Below are 18,301 nucleotides of genomic sequence, written 5' to 3' on the forward strand. Positions count from 1 at the left end.
GATTCGCATGAAGATTTTGATGGTGTCGTGGGAGTACCCGCCGGTCGTGGTCGGCGGGCTCGGTCGGCACGTGCACCACCTGGCCGTGGAACTGGCCGCGGCCGGGCACGAGGTGGTCGTGCTGGCGCGCAGGCCCACGGGCACCGACTCGCTCACCCATCCCACACACTCCTATGTCGCCGACGGTGTGCTCGTCGTCGCCGTCGCCGAGGACCCGCCCTGCTTCGACTTCGGCGAGGACATGCTCGCCTGGACCCTGGCGATGGGGCACGCGATGGTGCGGGCCGGTGTCGCGCTGGGCAAGCCGGGCGTGGGCGAGGGCTGGACCCCGGACGTGGTGCACGCGCACGACTGGCTCGTCGCGCACCCCTCGATCGCGCTGGCCGAGTTCTACGACGTGCCGCTGGTGGCGACCATCCACGCCACCGAGGCGGGCAGGCACAGCGGCTGGGTGTCGGGGCGGGTCAACAAGCAGGTCCACTCGGTGGAGTGGTGGCTGTGCAACGAGGCCGATCAGCTCATCACCTGCTCGACCTCCATGCAGGACGAGGTGGAACGGCTCTACGGGCCCGAGCTCTCGCCGATCACGGTGATCCGCAACGGCATCGACGTCGGCGCGTGGACCTTCCGGCCGCGCGCGCCGCGCAGCGGGCCGCCGAAGCTGCTGTACGTGGGACGGCTCGAGTACGAGAAGGGCGTGCAGGACGCGATCGCGGCACTGCCCCGCATCCGTCGCGCGCATCCCGGCACCACCCTGACAGTGGCCGGGGTCGGTACCCAGTTCGAGTGGTTGCGTGAGCGCGCGAGGGTGCACCGCGTCGCCAGGGCCGTGAACTTCGTCGGCAGCCTCGGCCACACCGAACTGCTCGGCTGGCTGCACGGCGCCGACGCCATCGTGCTGCCGAGCCGCTACGAGCCGTTCGGGATCGTCGCGCTCGAGGCCGCCGCCGCCGGCGTGCCGCTGATCGCTTCCACCGCGGGCGGTCTGGGCGAGGCCGTCATCGACGGTGTCACCGGCGCCTCCTTCGAACCCGCCGATGTCGACGGCCTGGTCGACGCGGCCCGCGCCGTCCTCGACGATCCCGCCACCGCCCAGGACCGCGCCTTCAACGCCCGCGAACGGCTCACCGCCGACTTCGCCTGGGACGTGGTCGCCGCCGAGACCGCCCAGGTGTACTCCGCCGCCAAGCGCCGCGTCCGCACCTCTCTCGGCCGCCCCGACATCGTCGAACGCCCGCTGCCCGAGCGCGACCCGAAGTAGCACCGGATTCGGCGCTTCCCCGCGCCGGATTCACCCACAACGCATGACGCCGCGCCGACGGTCCGGCCCTACCGTCGCCTCATGCCTTTGACACCGATCCCCGACCTGCCCGCCGCGACGATCGGTTTCCGCGCGTCCGGCGTCGTCACCGCCGAGGACTACACCACCCAGCTGAATCCCGCGATCGAGTCCGCCCTCGAGCACCAGCAGCCGGTGAACGTCGTCTACGTCCTCGGCCCCGACTTCGACCGCTACTCCCTCGACGCGATGTGGCAGGACCTGAAACTCGTCCAGGTCCCCCGCAGCGCCTGGGGCCGCATAGCCCTGGTCACCGACCACAAAACCCTCGGCGAAGCCGTCCACCTCTTCGCCTTCCTCATCCCCGCCGAAATCCGCGTCTTCCCCGTCACCGCCGAACCCGACGCCATCGCCTGGGTGGCTTGAGCGGCGATCAGGCGGGTGGGATGCCGTTGGGGTGGTAGTGGGTGGCGGCGTTCCAGAGGAAGAAGCTGTCGATGCCCGCGGCTCGGGTGGCGTCGATCTGGGCTCGGACTTCGTTGTCGCCGTAGGGGACGCCGAGGGTGAAGTCCTGGAGCCAGGGGACGACCTTCGCGCCGGTGGTCGCGGTGGTGGTCTGGAAGTCGCGGAGGGAGGCGAGGGTGATGTCGTAGGGCTGGGCGTTGGGGTTGGCGACGCCGTATTCGCCGGGGTTCCAGTGTGAGGGGTAGACCATCGGGGCGACGTAGTCGACGTGGCGGGCGATGCGGGGGATGTCCTGGGCGATCTGGTCGGGGCGGGTGGCGGCGATGCCGTACACGGCGGCGCTCAGGTGCGCGCCCGCGGCGTGGACCGGGTAGCGGCTCTCGGCGACGAAACCCGCGACCGCGTCGGTGGGCGTGTCGGCGAGTCCGGGGAAACGCATGCTGGACAGGCTGCCGTCCGGGCGGCGGACGTAGTCGTACATGATGCCGTCGAAACCGAGCCTGGCCGCTTCCACCGCGAGATCGATGTTGTAGCGGCGCACCTCGGGCTGAGCGACATTGGTGAAGGCGATCGGGCCGTAGTGGCTGGAATAGGGCTGGCCGGACGGATTCTGGACGACCCAGTCCGGCCTGCCGCTGTGCCATGCCCATGCGGCCACCGTCGGATCGCGGAACGCGACGATCCGTCCCACCACCCGCACCCCGAGGTCGTGCAGCTGACGCAAAGCGGCCGGAGCGTCGTAAATGGCCGCGACAGCGCCGGATTCGCGGGCGAGCGGCACCTGCGAGTCGTATCCGACGACGCCGTCCTCGTCCTTGATGTCGAGCTGCACGGTATCGATGCGCCCCTCGCGCGCCATGGCGAGCACGCCCTCGCGCAATCCCTCGTGCGACCAGGCGTGCGCGGTGACGTGCACGGCGCGCAGCCGTGGCAACGCGAACCCCGTCACCGCGATCGCGCCGCTCCGATTACCCGCCGCGTCGACCGCGACGACCTCGACGGCAGGCGCCCACGGCACCGAGAATTCGAAGGCCCCGTCCGCGGCGGGCGTCACGGACTCGTCCCCGACGGACACGCGCACCGCATCGATCGCCGTGCCGCGCACCACGATCGGCGCACGATAGGAGGACACCGGTTCGGGCGCGAGCACCCGCAGTTCCGGGGGCGTGGTGTCGGCGGTGGGCGTGCTACCGGATCTGGTCAACGCGAATCCGGCCAGCAGCGCGACGATCACGACGGCGAGGACAGCGCCCCCGCCGATCGTCGCCCACCGCGTCCGATCCCTCGACTGGATACGCAATCCCAACGCCCACACCAACTTCCACTACGGTTCGCCAGGCCACTATGGCGCAGTAGCGTGCGGGGTCCACCGGTAATCGCAAGATCGAGGGAAAACCTCTGCCGCCGCGTAACATTGCCGCGATGACGGGCGGTTCGACAGCGGTATCCCGGCTCTTCGGCGCGGCACTGCTCGCCCTGACCCTCACCGCGTGCGCGGCGCAAACCCCGCAGGCGATCGTCGAACCACCACCGGCGCCCCCGCCGAGCACCCCGGCGGATCCGGCCGCGATCGCCGCCAACGAACTGGGTTTCGTCCCGATCCTGATGTATCACCAGATCACCCCCGACCCCACGGGCGAATACGACCAGACCCCAGCGGAGTTCCGCGACGAACTCGATCGGCTGTACCGCGAGGGCTATCGCCCGGTGACCGTCGCGCAGTACATCTCCGGCGAACTCGACCTGCCCGCGGGCACGCACCCGGTTGTGCTCACCTTCGACGATTCCACCAGCAGCCAGCTCACGTTCACCGCCGGGGGCGCGCCTGCCCCGGACAGCGCGGCGGGCATCCTCGCCGAATTCGGCGCACAACACCCGGATTTCCGGCCGGTCGCCACGTTCTACGTCAACAACGAGCCCTTCGGCGGCGATCCGCGCGCACTCCCCTGGCTGGCGGCCAACGGGCACGAGATCGGCGCGCACACCGCCGAACACGCGAACCTCGCGAGCCTGGACGCCGAAGGCGTGCAACGCCAGCTGGTGCTGAACGTGCGGGCGATCACCGTGGCCGCGCCCGGAGTCACGGTGCGCACCATGGCCTTACCGCTCGGCATCGCGCCCCGCGACCGCGACCTGGCGCGGGCGGGCGGCTGGGACGGCACCGGCTACCGTTTCGACGCGGTACTGCTGGTCGGCGCCGAGCCGGCGCCCGCACCGTACGGCTCCGTCGATCCCGGCGGAGTTCCGCGGATCCGGTCGGGCCGGGGCGCGGTCCCCTTCGACTCGGCGTACTGGCTCGACTGGCTGGCCGCGCACCCCGAACAGCGCTACACCGCCGACGGCGACCCGGCGCGCGTCTCGTTCCCCCGGCGGCTCGCCGCCGAGGTCGACGCGCGCTGGGCGGACCGGGCCAACCCCTACTGAGCGTCGGGCTGGAAGGTGAAGATCTCGCCGAGCCGGGTCGCGACGAGGACCTCGCCCTTCGGCCCGATCGATGTGCCGGTGGTGGTGCCGGTCGCACCGGGCAGAACGTCGGAGTCGACGGTGTTGCCGGTGGTGGTGTCGAAGGTGATGAGGTTGAGTCCGGCGCCGATGGCCGCCACGGTGTAGCCGATGTCGCCCGCGGTCTGGGCGGGGGTGCCGCGCAGGGCCAGGTCCTTACGTTCCCAGGCCGGCTCGACGCGATCGCCACGGTCGTGGACGGCCATCAGGTAGCCGTCGTCGCCCGCGGGAATGATCAGGTCGTCGACGACGGAGATCCCGCCGCTGGGGGTCCAGCCGAGCGCGTGGATCCAGCGGGTGCTGCCGTCCTCGGTGTTCACCGCGATCAGGCGGCCGCTGTTGTCGCCGACGTAGACGGTGGCGCCGTCGGCGGACAGGGTGGGGCTGGTGGCGCTGCCGCCGGTGAGCATGTCGGCGCTCCACACCTGGGTGACCTTGCCGTCGGCATAGCGCAGGGCGCGCAGCGCGGCGACCGTCTTGCCCGGCTCCCAGACGGTCACGAAGAAGCGGCCCGAGTCCGGGTCGACGGCGGTGGTGTTGGCGACCGCGCAGCGCGGGCCGCCGGTGCGGCAGTCGTCGAGGCCGTCGCCGGAGGCGGGGCGGGTCAGCCCGGGGTACTGCAGGAAGTCGGGCTCGCCGAGCAGTTGCAGGGTGGGCACCTCGCGGCCGCCGGTCTGGCGGTCGAGCACGTCGACCTGACCGGACTGGGTGATGGTGAGCAGCTTGCCGTCGCCGGTGAACTGGATCGCCACCGGCACCCCGGCCACCGGCGTGCGCCAGCGCGGCTGCCCGAGGTAGTTGAAGGAGTTCACCGCGCCGTCGTCACCGACGTAGACGTTGTTGGTGCCGTCGACGACGGTGGGCGCCTCGATGGTGGACGGCCCGAGCGCGTTGCAGAACCGCTTGCGCCCGGTGTGCATCTGGAAGGAGAAGATCGCGCAGTTGGCGGTGCTCGTGGTGACGAACATCTGGCCTTCGGGACCGATCGTCACGGGCTGGGCGATGGGCCCGCCCACCGGCCGCGACCAGCTCAGCGTCACCGACTCGGCCCCGGTCACCGGGCTCGCGCCCCCGTTGCGGCCGTCGTGATGCGCTGCGGGCCAGCCCAATCCGGGGCCGACGGTGATGTCGTCGACATAGGTGCCGCAACCGGTCAGCGCCACCACACCGGCGGCAGCGAACGCGACCGCGACACGAGTCCGAGTTCGCACCTGCTGTTCTCCCTGTGATGTTCGAAGCCGAGGATCGGGGTATCGCACAGTTCGTGTGCGCTCCGAAAGTACTCTGTTTACCCGATGACCGACTCCCCGGGTACCAGGCCCGGCGGATCACGACGGGAGAGTAGTTCGTGACGAGCATGTGGGGCGCGCCGCTGAGCGCGCGCTGGCGTGGATCACGCCGCCGCGATCCGCAGCAGGCACGCTTTCTGACCAGGGAATCGCTGCGCTGGGTGCTCGCCAATCGCGCCTACACCCCCTGGTACCTCGTGCGGTACTACCGGCTGGCCAAGTTCCGGCTGACCAACCCGCACATCGTGCTGCGCGGCATGGTGTTCCTCGGCCGCAATGTGGAGATCCACGCGACCCCGGAACTGGCCCGCATGGAGATCGGCCGGTGGGTGCACATCGGCGACGGCAACGCCATCCGCTGCCACGAGGGTTCGCTGCGCATCGGCGACAAGGTGGTGTTCGGCAAGGACAACGTCGTCAACACCTACCTCGACATCGAGATCGGCGAATCCACCCTGGTCGCCGACTGGTGCTACATCTGCGACTTCGACCACAAGATGGACGACATCACCCTGCCCATCAAGGACCAGGGCATCGTGAAGAGCCCCGTCCGGATCGGCCCCGACACCTGGATCGCGGCCAAGGTGACGGTGCTGCGCGACACCCGCGTCGGCCGTGGCTGTGTGCTCGGCGCGCACGCGGTGGTGCGCGGGGACGTCCCCGACTACAGCATCGCCGTCGGCGCGCCCGCCAAGGTGGTCAAGAACCGCAAGGTCGCCTGGGACGCGAGCGCCGAGGAGCGCGAGGCCTACCTGGCCGCGCTGGCCGATATCGAGCGCAAGAAGAACGCCGCCGCCCAGGCGTGATCGTCCGCCCCGCCGACGCGCGCGGTGCACGATGGTGCGTGTCGGTGGCGGTGGGTACGGTCTGCTCCGTGGAGAGCTATGCGGCGCTGCTGCGGGGCATCATGCCCACCAATCCGAACATGCGGAACGAGAAGTTGCGCGCGGTGTTCGAGGGGCTCGGGTTCACGAAGGTGGCCTCGGTGCTGACGAGCGGCAACCTCGTGTTCCGCACCGCCGATGATCCCGCCGATCTGGAGGAACGCATCCAGGAGGCGCTGTCGGCCGAGCTGGGCATCCCCGGCGGCACCATCATCCGCAGCCATCCCGAACTGCGCGCCCTGCTCGACCGCGACCCGTTCGAGGGCCTGCCGCACGAACGCGGCTCCTATCTCACGGTCACCTTCTTCAAAGACCGCATGCGTCAGGCGGATACGACGGCGTTCGAGGACGATCCGCTCACCCGCGTCATCGGCTACGACGCCGGCGCACGCGCGTTCCTCACCGTGATCGACAACAGCACCGGCAAGACGCCGGATTTCATGGCCCGCCTGGAGAAGACCTACGGCAAGGACATCACGACCCGCACCTGGCTCACGGTCCAGCGCGTGGTGAAGAAGATGGAGGCCTGAGTCCGGGTGCAAGATCGAGGGGTGAGCCACCCGCACCTCCCGCGCGACATCGAGGAATTCCGCGCCCTCGCCAAGGCCCGGTTGACGGCGTTTCCCCGGATCGCCGTCCCCGACGCCCCCGGCATGCGTCGCGCGGGCGTGACGCTGTGCGTGGTGCCGGGCGAGGACGGCCTGTCGGTGCTCGTGATGAAGCGCGCCTACCGCGGTCGCAACGCGGGCCAGTGGGGGTTGCCGGGCGGGCGGCTCGAGCCCGGTGAGACCCCTGAGCTGGCGGCGCTACGGGAACTGCACGAGGAGCTGAACCTGACCGCGAAACCGGCCGATGTGCTCGGCCTGCTGGACGATTTTCCGGCGACCTCCGGCTTCGCGATCACCCCGATCGTGGTCACGGTCGCCGATGTCGACGCCCTGCGGCCCAATCCGGACGAGGTGTTCTCCGTCCACCAGGTCGACCTCGCCCGGCTCGCCGACGAGGACGTCCCGCACTGGGTGCGCCCCGAACACGCCACTCTCCAGCACGAACTGCGCGGCGATCTTCCGGAGGCGGATGCCGCCGGGCTGCTCCAGATGCGCATCGGCCCGAAGATGACCATCCACGCCCCCACCGGGGCCCTGCTGTGGCAGTTCCGCGCGGTCGTCCTGCTCGGCCACTCCCCCGCCGAATCCCGGGTCGCCCACTTCACCCAGCCCGACTGGACCAGGCACTGACGCCTAGGGGGCGACCGCGGTGCAGAGGAAGGCGGCGCCGGTGCGGCCGATGCGGGTGAGGACGAGGGTGTAGGGAGTGGCGCCGCGTGGCTTGAGTTTCTTGCGGAGGGCGTCGGGATCGATGTCGACGCCGCGGACCAGGATCTCGAGGGCGCCGCAGTCGCGGCGGGACAGTTCCTGGCGCAGCGTCTTCTCCCGGAGTTCGAAGCGGTCCTCGATGCGGAAGCCGCGCATGCCCGCCGGGACCGTGTCGCCGGTGAGGTAGGCGATGTGCGGGTCCAGTTGCCAGAGGCCGTGTTTCGCGGCGTAGTGGCGGACCAGCCCCGCGCGGACGACGGCGCCGTCGGGATCGACGATCCAGTCGCCGGGCGCGCGCTCGGGGATGTCGTCGGGGTCGGCGTCGGTGAGAGTCGTTGCGCCGCCCCGGGAGTCGAGGACGGTGGCGCGCCGAGTGACGCCCGCCGCGGCGAGACCGGGCGACCACAGGCACGCCTCCCGCACAGCACCGTCGAGGGAGACGATCTCGACCTCGCCGTCCCAGCCGAGCCGGTCGAAGTCCAGGCCGGGCGCGGACTTCACCGCGAGGTCACGGCCCGCGTAGGCGGCCAGCAGATCGGGCAGCGGGGGTTGCAGTTTCGCCGGGTCGTAGGTGCGGCGGCCGTCGGCGCGACGGGCCGGGTCGGCGATGATCACCGTGTCGCGGGTGGTCGGGACGAGGGCGTCGGCCTTGGCCAGCACGATGTTTCGGCCACTGTCCGCCACGGTCGACGCTGGTTGCGCGGCTGAACGCGCAGCCACCGACCATGCGACGGCAGCGGCGCTCGAGACGCGCGCCGATTCCGCCTCGCCGAGGTCCTGTCTGCCCGGGTCGGCGTCGGCCCCGGGTGCCGTGAGTGGGGCGACCGCGAGATTGTGGGCGGCCATGGCCAGCCGCACCTCGTCGAGATCGCTGCCGACCACCACCGGGCACACCGGAGCCAGCTCGGCCAGCTCGGCGCCGATCGAACAGGTGACATCGTGCACGGCGCGACCGGCCAGCCGCGCGGCCCGATGCCGGGCGACCAGGGCCGGCGTGGCCTGCTGCAGCGCGTCGTCGGTGAACAGCCACTCGGCGGCCGCCGACAGCTTCGCCGCGGCCTTGCGCCGCAGCCGCACCGTCTCGATCAGCGCGGCGGCGTGCTCGGCATGGGAACGACGCACCCGCTCGATGTCGCGCAGGTGCGTCGCGGTGGTCAGCTCCAGCCGGTCGACCTCGGCGAGCGCGGCACGGCCTGCCGCGCTGCCGAGAAAGGCGACGTCGTCGCGGCCGAAGCGGTATCCCACCTACTTCTGCGCCGCGCCCGGCTTCACGCCGGTGATCATGGCGTTGTAGAAGAACTCGCGGGGCACGACCTTGCGCAGGACGTTCTCGTCGAGCCAGCTCAGGCCCAGCCAGGCGCGGTACTGCGCCATGCGGTAGCCGATGGTGAGCTTCTCGTCGGGCACGGCGGCCTCGAAGGTGCGCACCGGCCAGCCCCACAGGGCCGCGGCGAACTCCTCGGTGGTGGCCTTCACGTCGACGGCGCCCGCCGACTTCGCCATCTTCTCCAGATCGCTCGGATCGAAGGTGTGCAGGTCGACCACGGCCTCGAGCGCGGCGGCGCGGGAGGACTCGTCCAGCTCGGTCTGCGGACGGCGCCAGCCGGACAGGAACGGCAGCTTGGTGATCTCGGTGGTCACCTTCCAGGTGGCCTGGCCGAGCTTGCGGGCGTAGAAGTTGCCGACGGTGGTGGGCTCACCGGCGAAGACGAAGCGCCCGCCCGGCTTGAGCACGCGCAGGCACTCCTTGAGCGCCAGTTCCACGTCGGGGATGTGGTGCAGCACGGCGTGGCCGCAGACCAGGTCGAAGGTGTCGTCGTCGTACGGGATGGTCTCGGCGTCGGCGACCCGGCCGTCGACATCGAGGCCCAGGTGCTCGGCGTTGCGCAGCGCGACCTTCACCATGCCGGGCGAGAGGTCGGTGACCGAACCCTTCTTCGCGATGCCACCCTGCATCAGGTTCAGCAGGAAGAACCCCGTGCCGCAACCGAGCTCGAGCGCCCGCTCGTAGGGCAGCGGGGCGGGGCCTACGGCGAGGTCGAACCGGCCGCGGGCATAGGCGATACAGCGTTCGTCGTACGAGATCGACCACTTGTCGTCGTACGTCTCGGCTTCCCAGTCGTGATACAGGACCTGGGCGAGCTTGGTGTCCTTGAGCGCTGCTTCGACCTCGGCCTCGGTGGCGTGCGGGTTCGGCGCCGGGTCATCGGGGTGGACCGTCATAACCGCCAAGAGTAATAGGAGACCCTCAGCACGCAATGGGCGGTCTTGGTTCCGGCCGTTCCAACTGGTCGATTGACCGGTCTCAGCTCACCGTCCGGTGAAAACGGCGCTGTTCGGACCGTCGGCGGCGAAGGCGCGGGTGCCGGTGCGGGCGTCGTCGGTGTCGAACAACGCCGACCATTCGGTGACGGCCGCGGAGTGGCCGTGTGGGCCGGCCTCGAAGACCGCCTTGGCGGCGGCCAACGCGCGCGGCGCGGCCGTCACGAACTGTTCGGCCCAACGGCGGGCGGCGGTGAGGACGTCGTCGGGCGCGACGACCTCGTCGACCAGACCGAGTGCCGCGGCCTCCTCGGCGTCGACGAAGCGGCCGGTGTAGACGAGGTCCTTGGCCCGGCTCGCGCCGATCAGCAGCGAGAGCCTGCGGATTCCCGACAGCGGGATCAGGCCCGCCTTGATCTGCGGCAACCCGAGCTTGACGTTGTCGCCGATGATCCGATGATCGGCGCCGAGGGCCAGCTCGAGGCCCGCGCCGAGGCAGTAGCCGGTGATCGCCGCGACCGTCGGCTGCGGCACCCGGGTCAGACAGCCCAGCGCCGCCTGCAGGTCGGCTGCCATCGCCGCGGCCTGGCCCGCATCGAGTTCGGCGAGTTCGCTCATCTCGTCGCCCGCGCTGAACACCCGCTCGTCGCCGTAGACGATGAGCGCGGCCACCCCGGGGTGCTCGGCCACCGTCGCCGCCGCGGCCGCGACCTCACGGGCCAGCTGGGCGTCGACGAGGTTCAGCGGCGGACGATCGATGCGCAGCAGCGCGACGCCGCGTGCGGACGGCTCCGCGGGCAGCTCGATGGTGACGAATTCGGCCATGCGGCCAAACCTACCGGCCGCCGAATCCGGCCTGCTGCGGGAGTTCCGCGAAATACCGTTCGTTGTCCGGGAAGTCCGAGAGCGGCCTGCCTCCGGCGCCGGGTGAGTACCTGGGCATGATCGGCACGATGTCGCGTTCGGCGGCCAGCACGGCGTTCGTGTCGGCGAATCCGCACAGCGCGTCGAGCTGCGACCAGGTCGGCGGCATCAGCACGTGTTCGCCCGCCCGCCAGCTCGCCAGCGCGGCCTGGGGCGTACTCCAGGCGACGTGCGCGGCCTCGGAGGTGGCGCCGTCGGCGATCTGGCCCTGCGGCAGCACCGCGACGAAGAAATGGGTGTCGTAGCGGCGCGGCTCGGATTCCGGGGTGATCCAGTTCGACCACGGCCGCAGCAGGTCGGCGCGCAGCACCAGGCCCTCGGCGGCCAGGAAGTCGGCCAGCGAGAGTTCCCGGCGCTCCAGCTTGCCCCTGGCCTCGCGGTAGCGCGTCGAATCGTCGACGACGGAATCGGCGGTCGGCCCGGCCAGCAGCACACCGCATTCCTCGAAGGTCTCCCGCACGGCCGCGGCGACCAGCGCCTGCGCGGCCGGTTCGTCGGTGCCGAAACGCTTCGCCCACCAGGCGGGTTCGGGTCCGGTCCAGGCGATGTCGGCGACGCCGTCGGTGGCGTCGACCCCGCCGCCGGGGAACACGGTGACGCCCGCGGCGAAGGCCATCCCCGTCACCCGGCGCTGCAGGAACACCTCGAGGCCCGCGTCACCGTCGCGCACCAGCATCACCGTCGACGCGGCCCGTGCGGGCGCCCCGGACTCACTCATACCGTTCCTCTCCACCGACCGACAGCCGGTCGGGCCACCGTGGACCCACGGCCGCCGAAGCGTCCGGCCGCCCGCTCCCGCGCCGTCGCGGCAGTCGGGGCGACCCGCCAGCACCATAACGCCCGTGTGGTTCGCAAGGGAAACAATTCCACCGCGCCCCGTCGCACCGGCCGCACGCTTCCCGCTGAGCGGGAATCAGGCCCTGCGGTGCTGTCCAGCGCGTCGGGCCCGGCGGGCGAACCAGCGGCCGTCGACCCGGTCCAGCGCGATGGACTGGCTGAACGCCGCGCTGAGGTTCTCGGCGGTGAGCACGTCCTCGAGCAGACCCTGCCCGACGACCTCGCCCTCCTTGAGCAGCAGGGCGTGGGTGAAGCCCGGCGGGATCTCCTCCACGTGATGGGTCACCAGGACCATCGCGGGCGCGTCGGGATCGGCTGCCAGATTGCCGAGCCGCTCCACGAGTTCCTCGCGCCCGCCCAGGTCGAGGCCAGCGGCGGGCTCGTCGAGCAGCAGCAGTTCGGGATCGGTCATCAGGGCGCGGGCGATCAGTACGCGCTTGCGTTCGCCCTCGGACAGGGTGCCGTAGGTGCGATCGGAAAGGTGTTCGGCGCCCAGGGTTTCCAGCATGTCGATGGCGCGCTCGGTGTCGATCTCGTCATAGCGCTCCCGCCACCGCCCCAGCACCGCGTAGCCCGCCGAGACGACCAGATCGCTGACCTTCTCGTCAACGGGGATGCGGCTGGCGACCGCGGCCGAGGACAGCCCGATGCGTGGCCGCAGTTCGGTGACGTCGACGCGGCCGAGCGTCTCCCCCAACAGGTTCGCCGCGCCGGAGGTCGGATGGACCTCGGCGGCGGCCATTCTCAGCAGCGAGGTCTTGCCGGCCCCGTTCGGGCCGAGCACCACCCAGCGTTCGTCGAGTTCGACTTGCCAGCTGACCGGGCCGACGAGCGTTCGGCCCGAGCGGCGGATGGTCACGTCGGAGAAGTCGATGAGCAGATCGGGATCGGGTTGCGACACGCGCTCCATCTTGGCCCACCGGAGCCGTCAGTGGAACGACCGGCCCGCGTCCGATTCGTCGGCGCTGGTCAGGCGGCGCCCGGCACCGCGATCACGGTCATCGAGCCGGGCGCGACCTCGGTGAAGCCCGCGTCGCGCACGGCCACCGCGCGTCCGGCCGCGACCTCGGCCACCAGCGCGGGCCACCGGTCGGGCCCGGCATCGCGCACCGCGCACCGGAATTCGCGTTCCGCCCAGGCCGCCGCCGCGGCCACGGGCAGCGCGCCCGCCAGCAACATGCTGGCGTGTCCGACCTGGGCGGCCGCCTTGCCGACCGACATTTCCAGCGCCGCGTTCACCCACAGCACGGGCAGTTCCGGATTGGGCGGGCCGGGTTCGTCGTGCTCGAGGTCGGTGCCGCCGATCTGGAGTTTGCGGATGCGCTGGTCGATCGCGCCGACCGGGCCGGGCACGAAGGCACGCGCCTGCGCGCCGTCGACCTCGATCGTCACCCCGTCGACCTCGCCCGCGGCCAGCCACTGCGCGCCACGGGCCCGGCGCGCGACCTTCCTGATCCTGGACCGCTTCCACGCCAGGTACCGCGATTCCCACTCCCCGCCCGGCCCCGAGCGCGGATCCAGGCACACCGCGACCGCGGCGGCCGCGGCGGCTTCCAGCAGCGCGCTGCGGGCGGGCGGCTCGGCCTTGGGGATGTGCAGCACCATCTGCATGGCCTGCACCATGGCGGGGTCGTCGGGATCGCCCGCGCCGCCGTAGCCCTGCGCCAATTCGGCGTGCCGGAGCGCGAATTCGGCCGCGTCGTCGCGCTCTCGCGCCTCGGTCTCCACGCTCACGTCCCCGCCGCTCATGCCTCAACACCCGATTCGATCGACACCACCACTGCCGACCACCCTATCGGCGCGGTCAGGCCGGCGACGCGACGGGCACTAGGCCACCCGCACGGTGATGACGAACTCCGGCCCCGGCTCGATCGGCGCCTCGCTGGCCGGTCCGTAGGCGAACTGGATGGTCGAGGTCCCCGGCCCGACCCCGAGGAACGGCCACACCATGCTGGTGCCCTCCGACACCGGCGGTTCGGGGGCGAGCACACCGCGCTCGATGTTCACCGGCGACCAGGAGTCGGTGTCGTTCGAGTTCTGCGGCAACCGGACCAGCAGCCGTTGCCCGAGTTCGAGCGCGACCGTGCTCCCGTTGAACCGCTCGTCGACCTCGACCGGGCCCGCCGCGCTCTGCGGCGCCGCGGCCGGCAGCCGGATCGTGGTCGAGGAGAGGGTGCCGGCGGAGTCGTCGTCGTCTCCGCACCCGGTCACCGTCATCGCCACCGCGCAGACCGCGAGCAGGATTTTCCGCATGGCACACTCCCAACGCCGATGGACACCCTGCGCTGGAGGCTAACGCCGCGACCGGGATTGTGCCGGTCGCGACGCGCCAGGACTACCGGCCGAGCAGCGGAACCCGGCGCACGCCGCCGTCGCGCGCGTCGGCGGCCTCGACCTCGTCGCGGGTCACGCCGAGGATGAACAGCACCGCGTCCAGGTACGGATGCGACAGCGCGGTGTCGGCCACCTCGCGCAGCGCGGGCTTGGCGTTGAACGCGACGCCGAGCCCGGCGGCGTTGAGCATGTCGATGTCGTTGGCGCCGTCGCCGACGGCCACGGTCTGTTCCATCGGCACGCCCGCGTCGGCGGCGAACTTGCGCAGCGCGGTGGCCTTGAAGGCCCGGTCGACGATCTCGCCGACCACCCGGCCGGTGAGCTTGCCGTCGACGATCTCGAGCGTGTTGGCCTGCACGAAATCGAGTTCCAGCTCGTGCGCGAGCGGCTCGATGACCTGCCGGAAACCGCCCGAGACCACGCCGCAGCGGAACCCGAGCCTGCGCAGGGTGCGAATGGTGGTGCGGGCGCCCGGGGTGAGCTCGATGCGGTCGGCGACCTCCTCGATCACCGATTCGTCGAGGCCCTCCAGGGTGGCCACGCGCTGGCGCAGCGACTCGGCGAAGTCCAGTTCACCGCGCATCGCGGCCTCGGTGACCTCGCGGACCTGGTCCTCGACGCCGGCGTGCGCGGCCAGCATCTCGATGACCTCGCCCTGGATCAGCGTGGAGTCGACGTCGAACACGATGAGCCGCTTGGCCCGCCGCGCCAGCCCGGCCCGTTCGACCGCGATGTCGACCTGCTCGGCGACCGCCACGTCGGCCAGCGCGGTGCGCAGCCGGGAGTCGGTGTCGGCGCCGGTGTCGGTCGCGGTGACCATCAGTTCCATGCCGGTCACCGGATAGTCGGCGATGCCGCGGATGGTGTCGATGTTGGCGCCGAGGGCGGCCAGGATGCGCGAGATCGCGCTGAAGGCGTGCGCGGTGACCGGCGCGCCGAGCACGACGACGGCGTGCGTCGACATCGGCGGCTTGCCGATCTGCGCGTCGACGGAGACGTCGACCTGCATGCCGACGGTGTTCATCGCCTCTTCGAGGTCGTCCTGCAGCGCCTCGGCGTCGTTCGGGCACGACACCAGCACGCCCAGGGTCAGGCGACCTCTGATGACGACCTGTTCCACGTCCAGCAGGCTCACCTGATGCTTGGACAGCGCCGTCAGCAGCACGGACGTGACGCCGGGTCGGTCGGGGCCGGTGACGGTCACGAGAACTGTGGTGTCGGCCAAGTCGATCTGCTCCGTTCGATTACCCACAAAAAGAGTGTGCACCCGCTGGTGAACCCAGCAGGTGCACACCCTCGTCTTACGGTGTTTCCTACTTCTTGGCGAGCGCGCCTTCGCTGACGTGCGTGGCGTGCTTACCCGAGCCCCAGCCCACGTGCGCTTCGGCCTTCATGCGCTCGATCATGTGCGGGTAGTGCAGCTCGAACGCCGGACGCTCCGAGCGGATGCGCGGCAGCTCGTAGAAGTTGTGCCGCGGCGGCGGGCAGGTGGTGGCCCACTCGAGGGAGTTGCCGTAGCCCCACGGGTCGTCCACCGTGACGACCTCGCCGTAGCGGTAGCTCTTGAAGGTGTTCCACACGAACGGCAGCATCGACGAGCCCAGGATGAAGGCACCGATGGTGGAGATGGTGTTCAGGGTGGTGAAGCCGTCGCTGGGCAGGTAGTCGGCGTAGCGACGCGGCATGCCCTCGGCGCCCAGCCAGTGCTGCACCAGGAAGGTGGTGTGGAAGCCGACGAAGGTGGTCCAGAAGTGCCACTTGGCCAGGCGCTCGTCCATCATGCGGCCGGTGATCTTCGGGAACCAGAAGTAGATACCCGCGAAGGTGGCGAACACGATGGTGCCGAAGAGCACGTAGTGGAAGTGCGCGACGACGAAGTACGAGTCGGTGACGTGGAAGTCCAGCGGCGGCGAGGCCAGGATGACGCCCGACAGACCACCGAAGAGGAAGGTCACCAGGAAGCCGATCGACCACAGCATCGGTGATTCGAACGTCAGCTGACCGCGCCACATGGTGCCGATCCAGTTGAAGAACTTCACACCGGTCGGGACCGCGATGAGGAAGGTCATGAAGGAGAAGTACGGCAGCAGCACGGCGCCGGTGGCGTACATGTGGTGCGCCCACACCGCGATCGACAGCGCCGCGATACCCAGCGTCGCGTAGACCAGCGTGGTGTAACCGAAGATCGGCTTACGGCTGAAGACCGGGAAGATCTCGGACACGATGCCGAAGAACGGCAGCGCGATGATGTACACCTCGGGGTGCCCGAAGAACCAGAACAGGTGCTGGTAGAGCAGGATGCCGCCGGTGGCCGGGTCGTAGATGTGGCCGCCCAGGTGGCGGTCGTAGGCCAGACCGAACAGCGCCGCGGTCAGCAGCGGGAAGGCCAGCAGCACCAGGACCGAGGTCACCGCGATGTTCCAGGTGAAGATCGGCATGCGGAACATGGTCATGCCGGGCGCGCGCAGGCAGACCACGGTGGTCAGCATGTTGACGCCACCGAGGATGGTGCCCAGACCGGAGACGGCCAGGCCCAGGATCCACAGGTCGGTGCCGACACCGGGCGAGTGCAGGATGTCGGTCAGCGGCACGTACGCCGTCCAGCCGAAGTCCGCCGCGCCGCCGGGGGTCACGAAGCCCGCGGTCGCCATGGTGCCGCCGAACAGGTACAGCCAGTAGCTGAACGCGTTCAGTCGCGGGAAGGCGACGTCGGGGGCGCCGATCTGCAGCGGCAGGATGATGTTGGCGAAGCCGAACACGATCGCCGTCGCGTAGAACAGCAGCATGATCGTGCCGTGCATGGTGAACAGCTGGTTGAACTGCTCGGGCGAGAGGAACTGCAGACCCGGGCGCGCCAGCTCGGCGCGCATGAGCAGCGCCATGAGGCCGCCGACCAGGAAGAAGCTGATCGCCGTCACCAGGTACATGGTGCCGAGCACCTTGGGGTCGGTGGTGGTGACCGCCTTGTACAGGAACGAGCCCTTGGGCCCGGTCCGAGCAGGATACGGTCGAGTCGCTTCCAACTGAGGGACTGGCCTGGGCTCTACCGCAGTCACTGATCCTCCTGAAGATGCCTGTACGTCACTCGCGGGCTTCTCCGTCCTCGGGCCAGAGGCAGACGACGGTCAGCATGCGTTGGAGTGAATCGTAAACCGTGCTGCCGCAGCACGACGCGCGGGTCCTACTCTGTGTCGTATTCAGCGCGCCGTAGACGATCCGCGGCGTGTCGAACCGACGCCGTTCTCGATCTTCCTCCGCAGGTCGCGCGGGTGCAACGGATGTCGCCGATGACTTTTCGGCCACACGGGCGTCATGATCGATGACGGTGGGTGCGCGTCGCCACCGTCTCTGTCGAGCCAGTCCCCCGCAGCCGAGGAGTCGCCATGTCCGTCACCCGCCAACCCGGTGATCCCACCTGGGTCGATCTCTACACCGCCGATCTCGACCGCGCCATCGCCTTCTACGGCGAGCTGTTCGGCTGGACCGCCGAACGCGGCGGCGAGGAATTCGGCGGGTACACGACGCTGCGCAAGGACGGCAAGGCCGTCGCGGGTGCGATGAACCGGATGCCCGACGACGGCGATCCGTTCCCCGACCGCTGGACGGTGTACCTGTCGTCCTTCGACGCCGCGGCCACGACCACGCGGGCGGAGAACGGCGGCGGGAACGTGCTCGTCGCGCCGATGGCGGTCGGCGATCTCGGCACGATGGCGGTGCTGGCCGATGTCGGCGGGGTGGGCGTCGGGGTCTGGCAGGCCGATCAGTTCGCCGGGTTCGAGGCGATCGGCGAGGTCGGCGACGGCGTCTGGAGCGAGCACGCCGGGGTGCCGTCGTGGTTCGAGCTGATGACCCGCTCCTACGAGTCCTCGCTCTCGTTCTATCGCGAGGTCTTCGGCTGGAACGACGCGTTCACCGTCGCCGACTCCCCCGAGTTCCGCTACACCACCATCCACGCCACCTCGCCGATGCGCGGCGGCGTGATGGACGGCGGCGGCCATCTCCCCGAGGGCGTCCCCGGCGCCTGGACCGTCTACTTCGGCGCCGACGACGTCGACAAGACCGCCGAACTCGCCAAGTCCCTGGGCGGCACCGTCGTCTTCGACCCCATGAACACCCCCTACGGCCGCATGGCCGGCCTCACCGACCCCACCGGCGCCCACTTCAGCATCGGCGGCAACGCCCGCTGAGCGTGACGGCGACGCGCTTTCC

18 protein-coding genes are annotated in these 18,301 nt (G+C 70.5%); 7 read left to right on the forward strand and 11 right to left on the reverse strand.

Annotation, left to right across the window (positions count from 1 at the left end; genetic code table 11):
- Window positions 1-7 precede the first annotated feature (7 nt).
- Complete coding sequence (locus DFR69_RS04620; protein ID WP_110036196.1) at window positions 8-1,261, forward strand: glycosyltransferase family 4 protein; 1,254 nt, start codon at window positions 8-10, stop codon at window positions 1,259-1,261.
- A gap of 81 nt (window positions 1,262-1,342) precedes the next feature.
- A complete protein-coding gene (locus tag DFR69_RS04625) occupies window positions 1,343-1,705 on the forward strand; it encodes a SpoIIAA family protein (protein WP_110036197.1) in 363 nt (120 codons plus the stop codon).
- Window positions 1,706-1,712: 7 nt separating this feature from the next.
- On the opposite strand, the gene DFR69_RS04630 is transcribed toward DFR69_RS04625, so the two are convergent.
- Window positions 1,713-3,050 (reverse strand): putative glycoside hydrolase, encoded by a 1,338-nt coding sequence (locus DFR69_RS04630; RefSeq protein ID WP_244198092.1) that lies wholly within the window; start codon window positions 3,048-3,050, stop codon window positions 1,713-1,715.
- Between the two features lie 116 nt (window positions 3,051-3,166).
- Here DFR69_RS04630 and DFR69_RS04635 point away from each other — a divergent pair, with 116 nt between their 5' ends.
- Complete coding sequence (locus DFR69_RS04635) at window positions 3,167-4,168, forward strand: polysaccharide deacetylase family protein (protein WP_110036199.1); 1,002 nt, start codon at window positions 3,167-3,169, stop codon at window positions 4,166-4,168.
- Here DFR69_RS04635 and DFR69_RS04640 read toward each other — a convergent pair.
- Window positions 4,162-5,457, reverse strand: coding sequence for an outer membrane protein assembly factor BamB family protein (locus tag DFR69_RS04640; protein ID WP_110036200.1), 1,296 nt, complete (start codon window positions 5,455-5,457; stop codon window positions 4,162-4,164). The two genes, DFR69_RS04635 and DFR69_RS04640, sit on opposite strands and share 7 nt — an antisense overlap.
- Window positions 5,458-5,603: 146 nt before the next feature.
- On the opposite strand from DFR69_RS04640, the gene DFR69_RS04645 reads away from it, so the two are divergent.
- The 3 genes from DFR69_RS04645 to DFR69_RS04655 all read left to right on the forward strand — a co-directional run bounded on the left by DFR69_RS04645 (window position 5,604) and on the right by DFR69_RS04655 (window position 7,657).
- Window positions 5,604-6,341 (forward strand): acyltransferase, encoded by a 738-nt coding sequence (locus DFR69_RS04645; protein ID WP_186817390.1) that lies wholly within the window; start codon window positions 5,604-5,606, stop codon window positions 6,339-6,341.
- Between the two features lie 68 nt (window positions 6,342-6,409).
- Window positions 6,410-6,949: a DUF1697 domain-containing protein gene (locus DFR69_RS04650; protein WP_110036811.1), complete on the forward strand. Its 540-nt coding sequence runs from the start codon at window positions 6,410-6,412 to the stop codon at window positions 6,947-6,949.
- 21 nt (window positions 6,950-6,970) lie between these two features.
- On the forward strand, window positions 6,971-7,657 hold the full coding sequence (locus tag DFR69_RS04655; protein WP_244198093.1) for an NUDIX hydrolase: 687 nt from the start codon (window positions 6,971-6,973) through the stop codon (window positions 7,655-7,657).
- A 3-nt stretch (window positions 7,658-7,660) separates the two neighbouring features.
- On the opposite strand, the gene DFR69_RS04660 is transcribed toward DFR69_RS04655, so the two are convergent.
- The 9 genes from DFR69_RS04660 to ctaD all read right to left on the reverse strand — a co-directional run bounded on the left by DFR69_RS04660 (window position 7,661) and on the right by ctaD (window position 17,148).
- A complete protein-coding gene (locus DFR69_RS04660; protein ID WP_110036202.1) occupies window positions 7,661-8,980 on the reverse strand; it encodes a THUMP-like domain-containing protein in 1,320 nt (439 codons plus the stop codon).
- The gene (locus DFR69_RS04665; protein ID WP_110036203.1) at window positions 8,981-9,958 is read right to left on the reverse strand and encodes a class I SAM-dependent methyltransferase; all 978 of its coding nucleotides are present in this window, start codon (window positions 9,956-9,958) and stop codon (window positions 8,981-8,983) included.
- Between the two features lie 87 nt (window positions 9,959-10,045).
- Window positions 10,046-10,822: an enoyl-CoA hydratase-related protein gene (locus DFR69_RS04670; protein ID WP_110036204.1), complete on the reverse strand. Its 777-nt coding sequence runs from the start codon at window positions 10,820-10,822 to the stop codon at window positions 10,046-10,048.
- A 10-nt stretch (window positions 10,823-10,832) separates the two neighbouring features.
- Window positions 10,833-11,639 carry an NUDIX hydrolase gene (locus DFR69_RS04675; RefSeq protein ID WP_110036205.1) on the reverse strand — a complete coding sequence of 269 codons (807 nt, stop codon included), beginning with the start codon at window positions 11,637-11,639 and terminating at the stop codon, window positions 10,833-10,835.
- Between the two features lie 195 nt (window positions 11,640-11,834).
- Window positions 11,835-12,668 carry an ABC transporter ATP-binding protein gene (locus DFR69_RS04680; protein ID WP_110036206.1) on the reverse strand — a complete coding sequence of 278 codons (834 nt, stop codon included), beginning with the start codon at window positions 12,666-12,668 and terminating at the stop codon, window positions 11,835-11,837.
- Between the two features lie 59 nt (window positions 12,669-12,727).
- Window positions 12,728-13,507: a peptidyl-tRNA hydrolase gene (locus DFR69_RS04685; protein ID WP_110036207.1), complete on the reverse strand. Its 780-nt coding sequence runs from the start codon at window positions 13,505-13,507 to the stop codon at window positions 12,728-12,730.
- Between the two features lie 78 nt (window positions 13,508-13,585).
- Window positions 13,586-14,011, reverse strand: coding sequence for a protease inhibitor I42 family protein (locus DFR69_RS04690; RefSeq protein WP_110036208.1), 426 nt, complete (start codon window positions 14,009-14,011; stop codon window positions 13,586-13,588).
- Window positions 14,012-14,093: 82 nt separating this feature from the next.
- Window positions 14,094-15,323 (reverse strand): phosphoserine phosphatase SerB, encoded by a 1,230-nt coding sequence (gene serB / locus DFR69_RS04695; RefSeq protein WP_110036813.1) that lies wholly within the window; start codon window positions 15,321-15,323, stop codon window positions 14,094-14,096.
- An 82-nt stretch (window positions 15,324-15,405) separates the two neighbouring features.
- On the reverse strand, window positions 15,406-17,148 hold the full coding sequence (gene ctaD / locus DFR69_RS04700; RefSeq protein ID WP_110036209.1) for an aa3-type cytochrome oxidase subunit I: 1,743 nt from the start codon (window positions 17,146-17,148) through the stop codon (window positions 15,406-15,408).
- A 327-nt stretch (window positions 17,149-17,475) separates the two neighbouring features.
- Here ctaD and DFR69_RS04705 point away from each other — a divergent pair, with 327 nt between their 5' ends.
- Window positions 17,476-18,279 carry a VOC family protein gene (locus DFR69_RS04705; protein ID WP_110036210.1) on the forward strand — a complete coding sequence of 268 codons (804 nt, stop codon included), beginning with the start codon at window positions 17,476-17,478 and terminating at the stop codon, window positions 18,277-18,279.
- Window positions 18,280-18,301: the final 22 nt, after the last annotated feature.

Origin of the sequence: Nocardia neocaledoniensis (assembly GCF_003182135.1) — a bacterium.
Classification (GTDB): Bacteria; Actinomycetota; Actinomycetes; order Mycobacteriales; family Mycobacteriaceae; genus Nocardia; species Nocardia neocaledoniensis.

Excerpts from the sequence above, each read along its gene's own strand:
- DFR69_RS04620 (WP_110036196.1), top strand. The coding sequence starts at position 8 with ATGAAGATTTTGATGGTGTCGTGGGAGTACCCGCCGGTCGTGGTCGGC.
- DFR69_RS04625 (WP_110036197.1), top strand. The coding sequence starts at position 1,343 with ATGCCTTTGACACCGATCCCCGACCTGCCCGCCGCGACGATCGGTTTC.
- DFR69_RS04635 (WP_110036199.1), top strand. The coding sequence starts at position 3,167 with ATGACGGGCGGTTCGACAGCGGTATCCCGGCTCTTCGGCGCGGCACTG.
- DFR69_RS04645 (WP_186817390.1), top strand. The coding sequence starts at position 5,604 with ATGTGGGGCGCGCCGCTGAGCGCGCGCTGGCGTGGATCACGCCGCCGC.
- DFR69_RS04665 (WP_110036203.1), bottom strand. The coding sequence starts at position 9,958 with ATGACGGTCCACCCCGATGACCCGGCGCCGAACCCGCACGCCACCGAG.
- DFR69_RS04670 (WP_110036204.1), bottom strand. The coding sequence starts at position 10,822 with ATGGCCGAATTCGTCACCATCGAGCTGCCCGCGGAGCCGTCCGCACGC.
- DFR69_RS04675 (WP_110036205.1), bottom strand. The coding sequence starts at position 11,639 with ATGAGTGAGTCCGGGGCGCCCGCACGGGCCGCGTCGACGGTGATGCTG.
- DFR69_RS04680 (WP_110036206.1), bottom strand. The coding sequence starts at position 12,668 with ATGGAGCGCGTGTCGCAACCCGATCCCGATCTGCTCATCGACTTCTCC.
- DFR69_RS04685 (WP_110036207.1), bottom strand. The coding sequence starts at position 13,507 with ATGAGCGGCGGGGACGTGAGCGTGGAGACCGAGGCGCGAGAGCGCGAC.
- DFR69_RS04690 (WP_110036208.1), bottom strand. The coding sequence starts at position 14,011 with ATGCGGAAAATCCTGCTCGCGGTCTGCGCGGTGGCGATGACGGTGACC.
- DFR69_RS04705 (WP_110036210.1), top strand. The coding sequence starts at position 17,476 with ATGTCCGTCACCCGCCAACCCGGTGATCCCACCTGGGTCGATCTCTAC.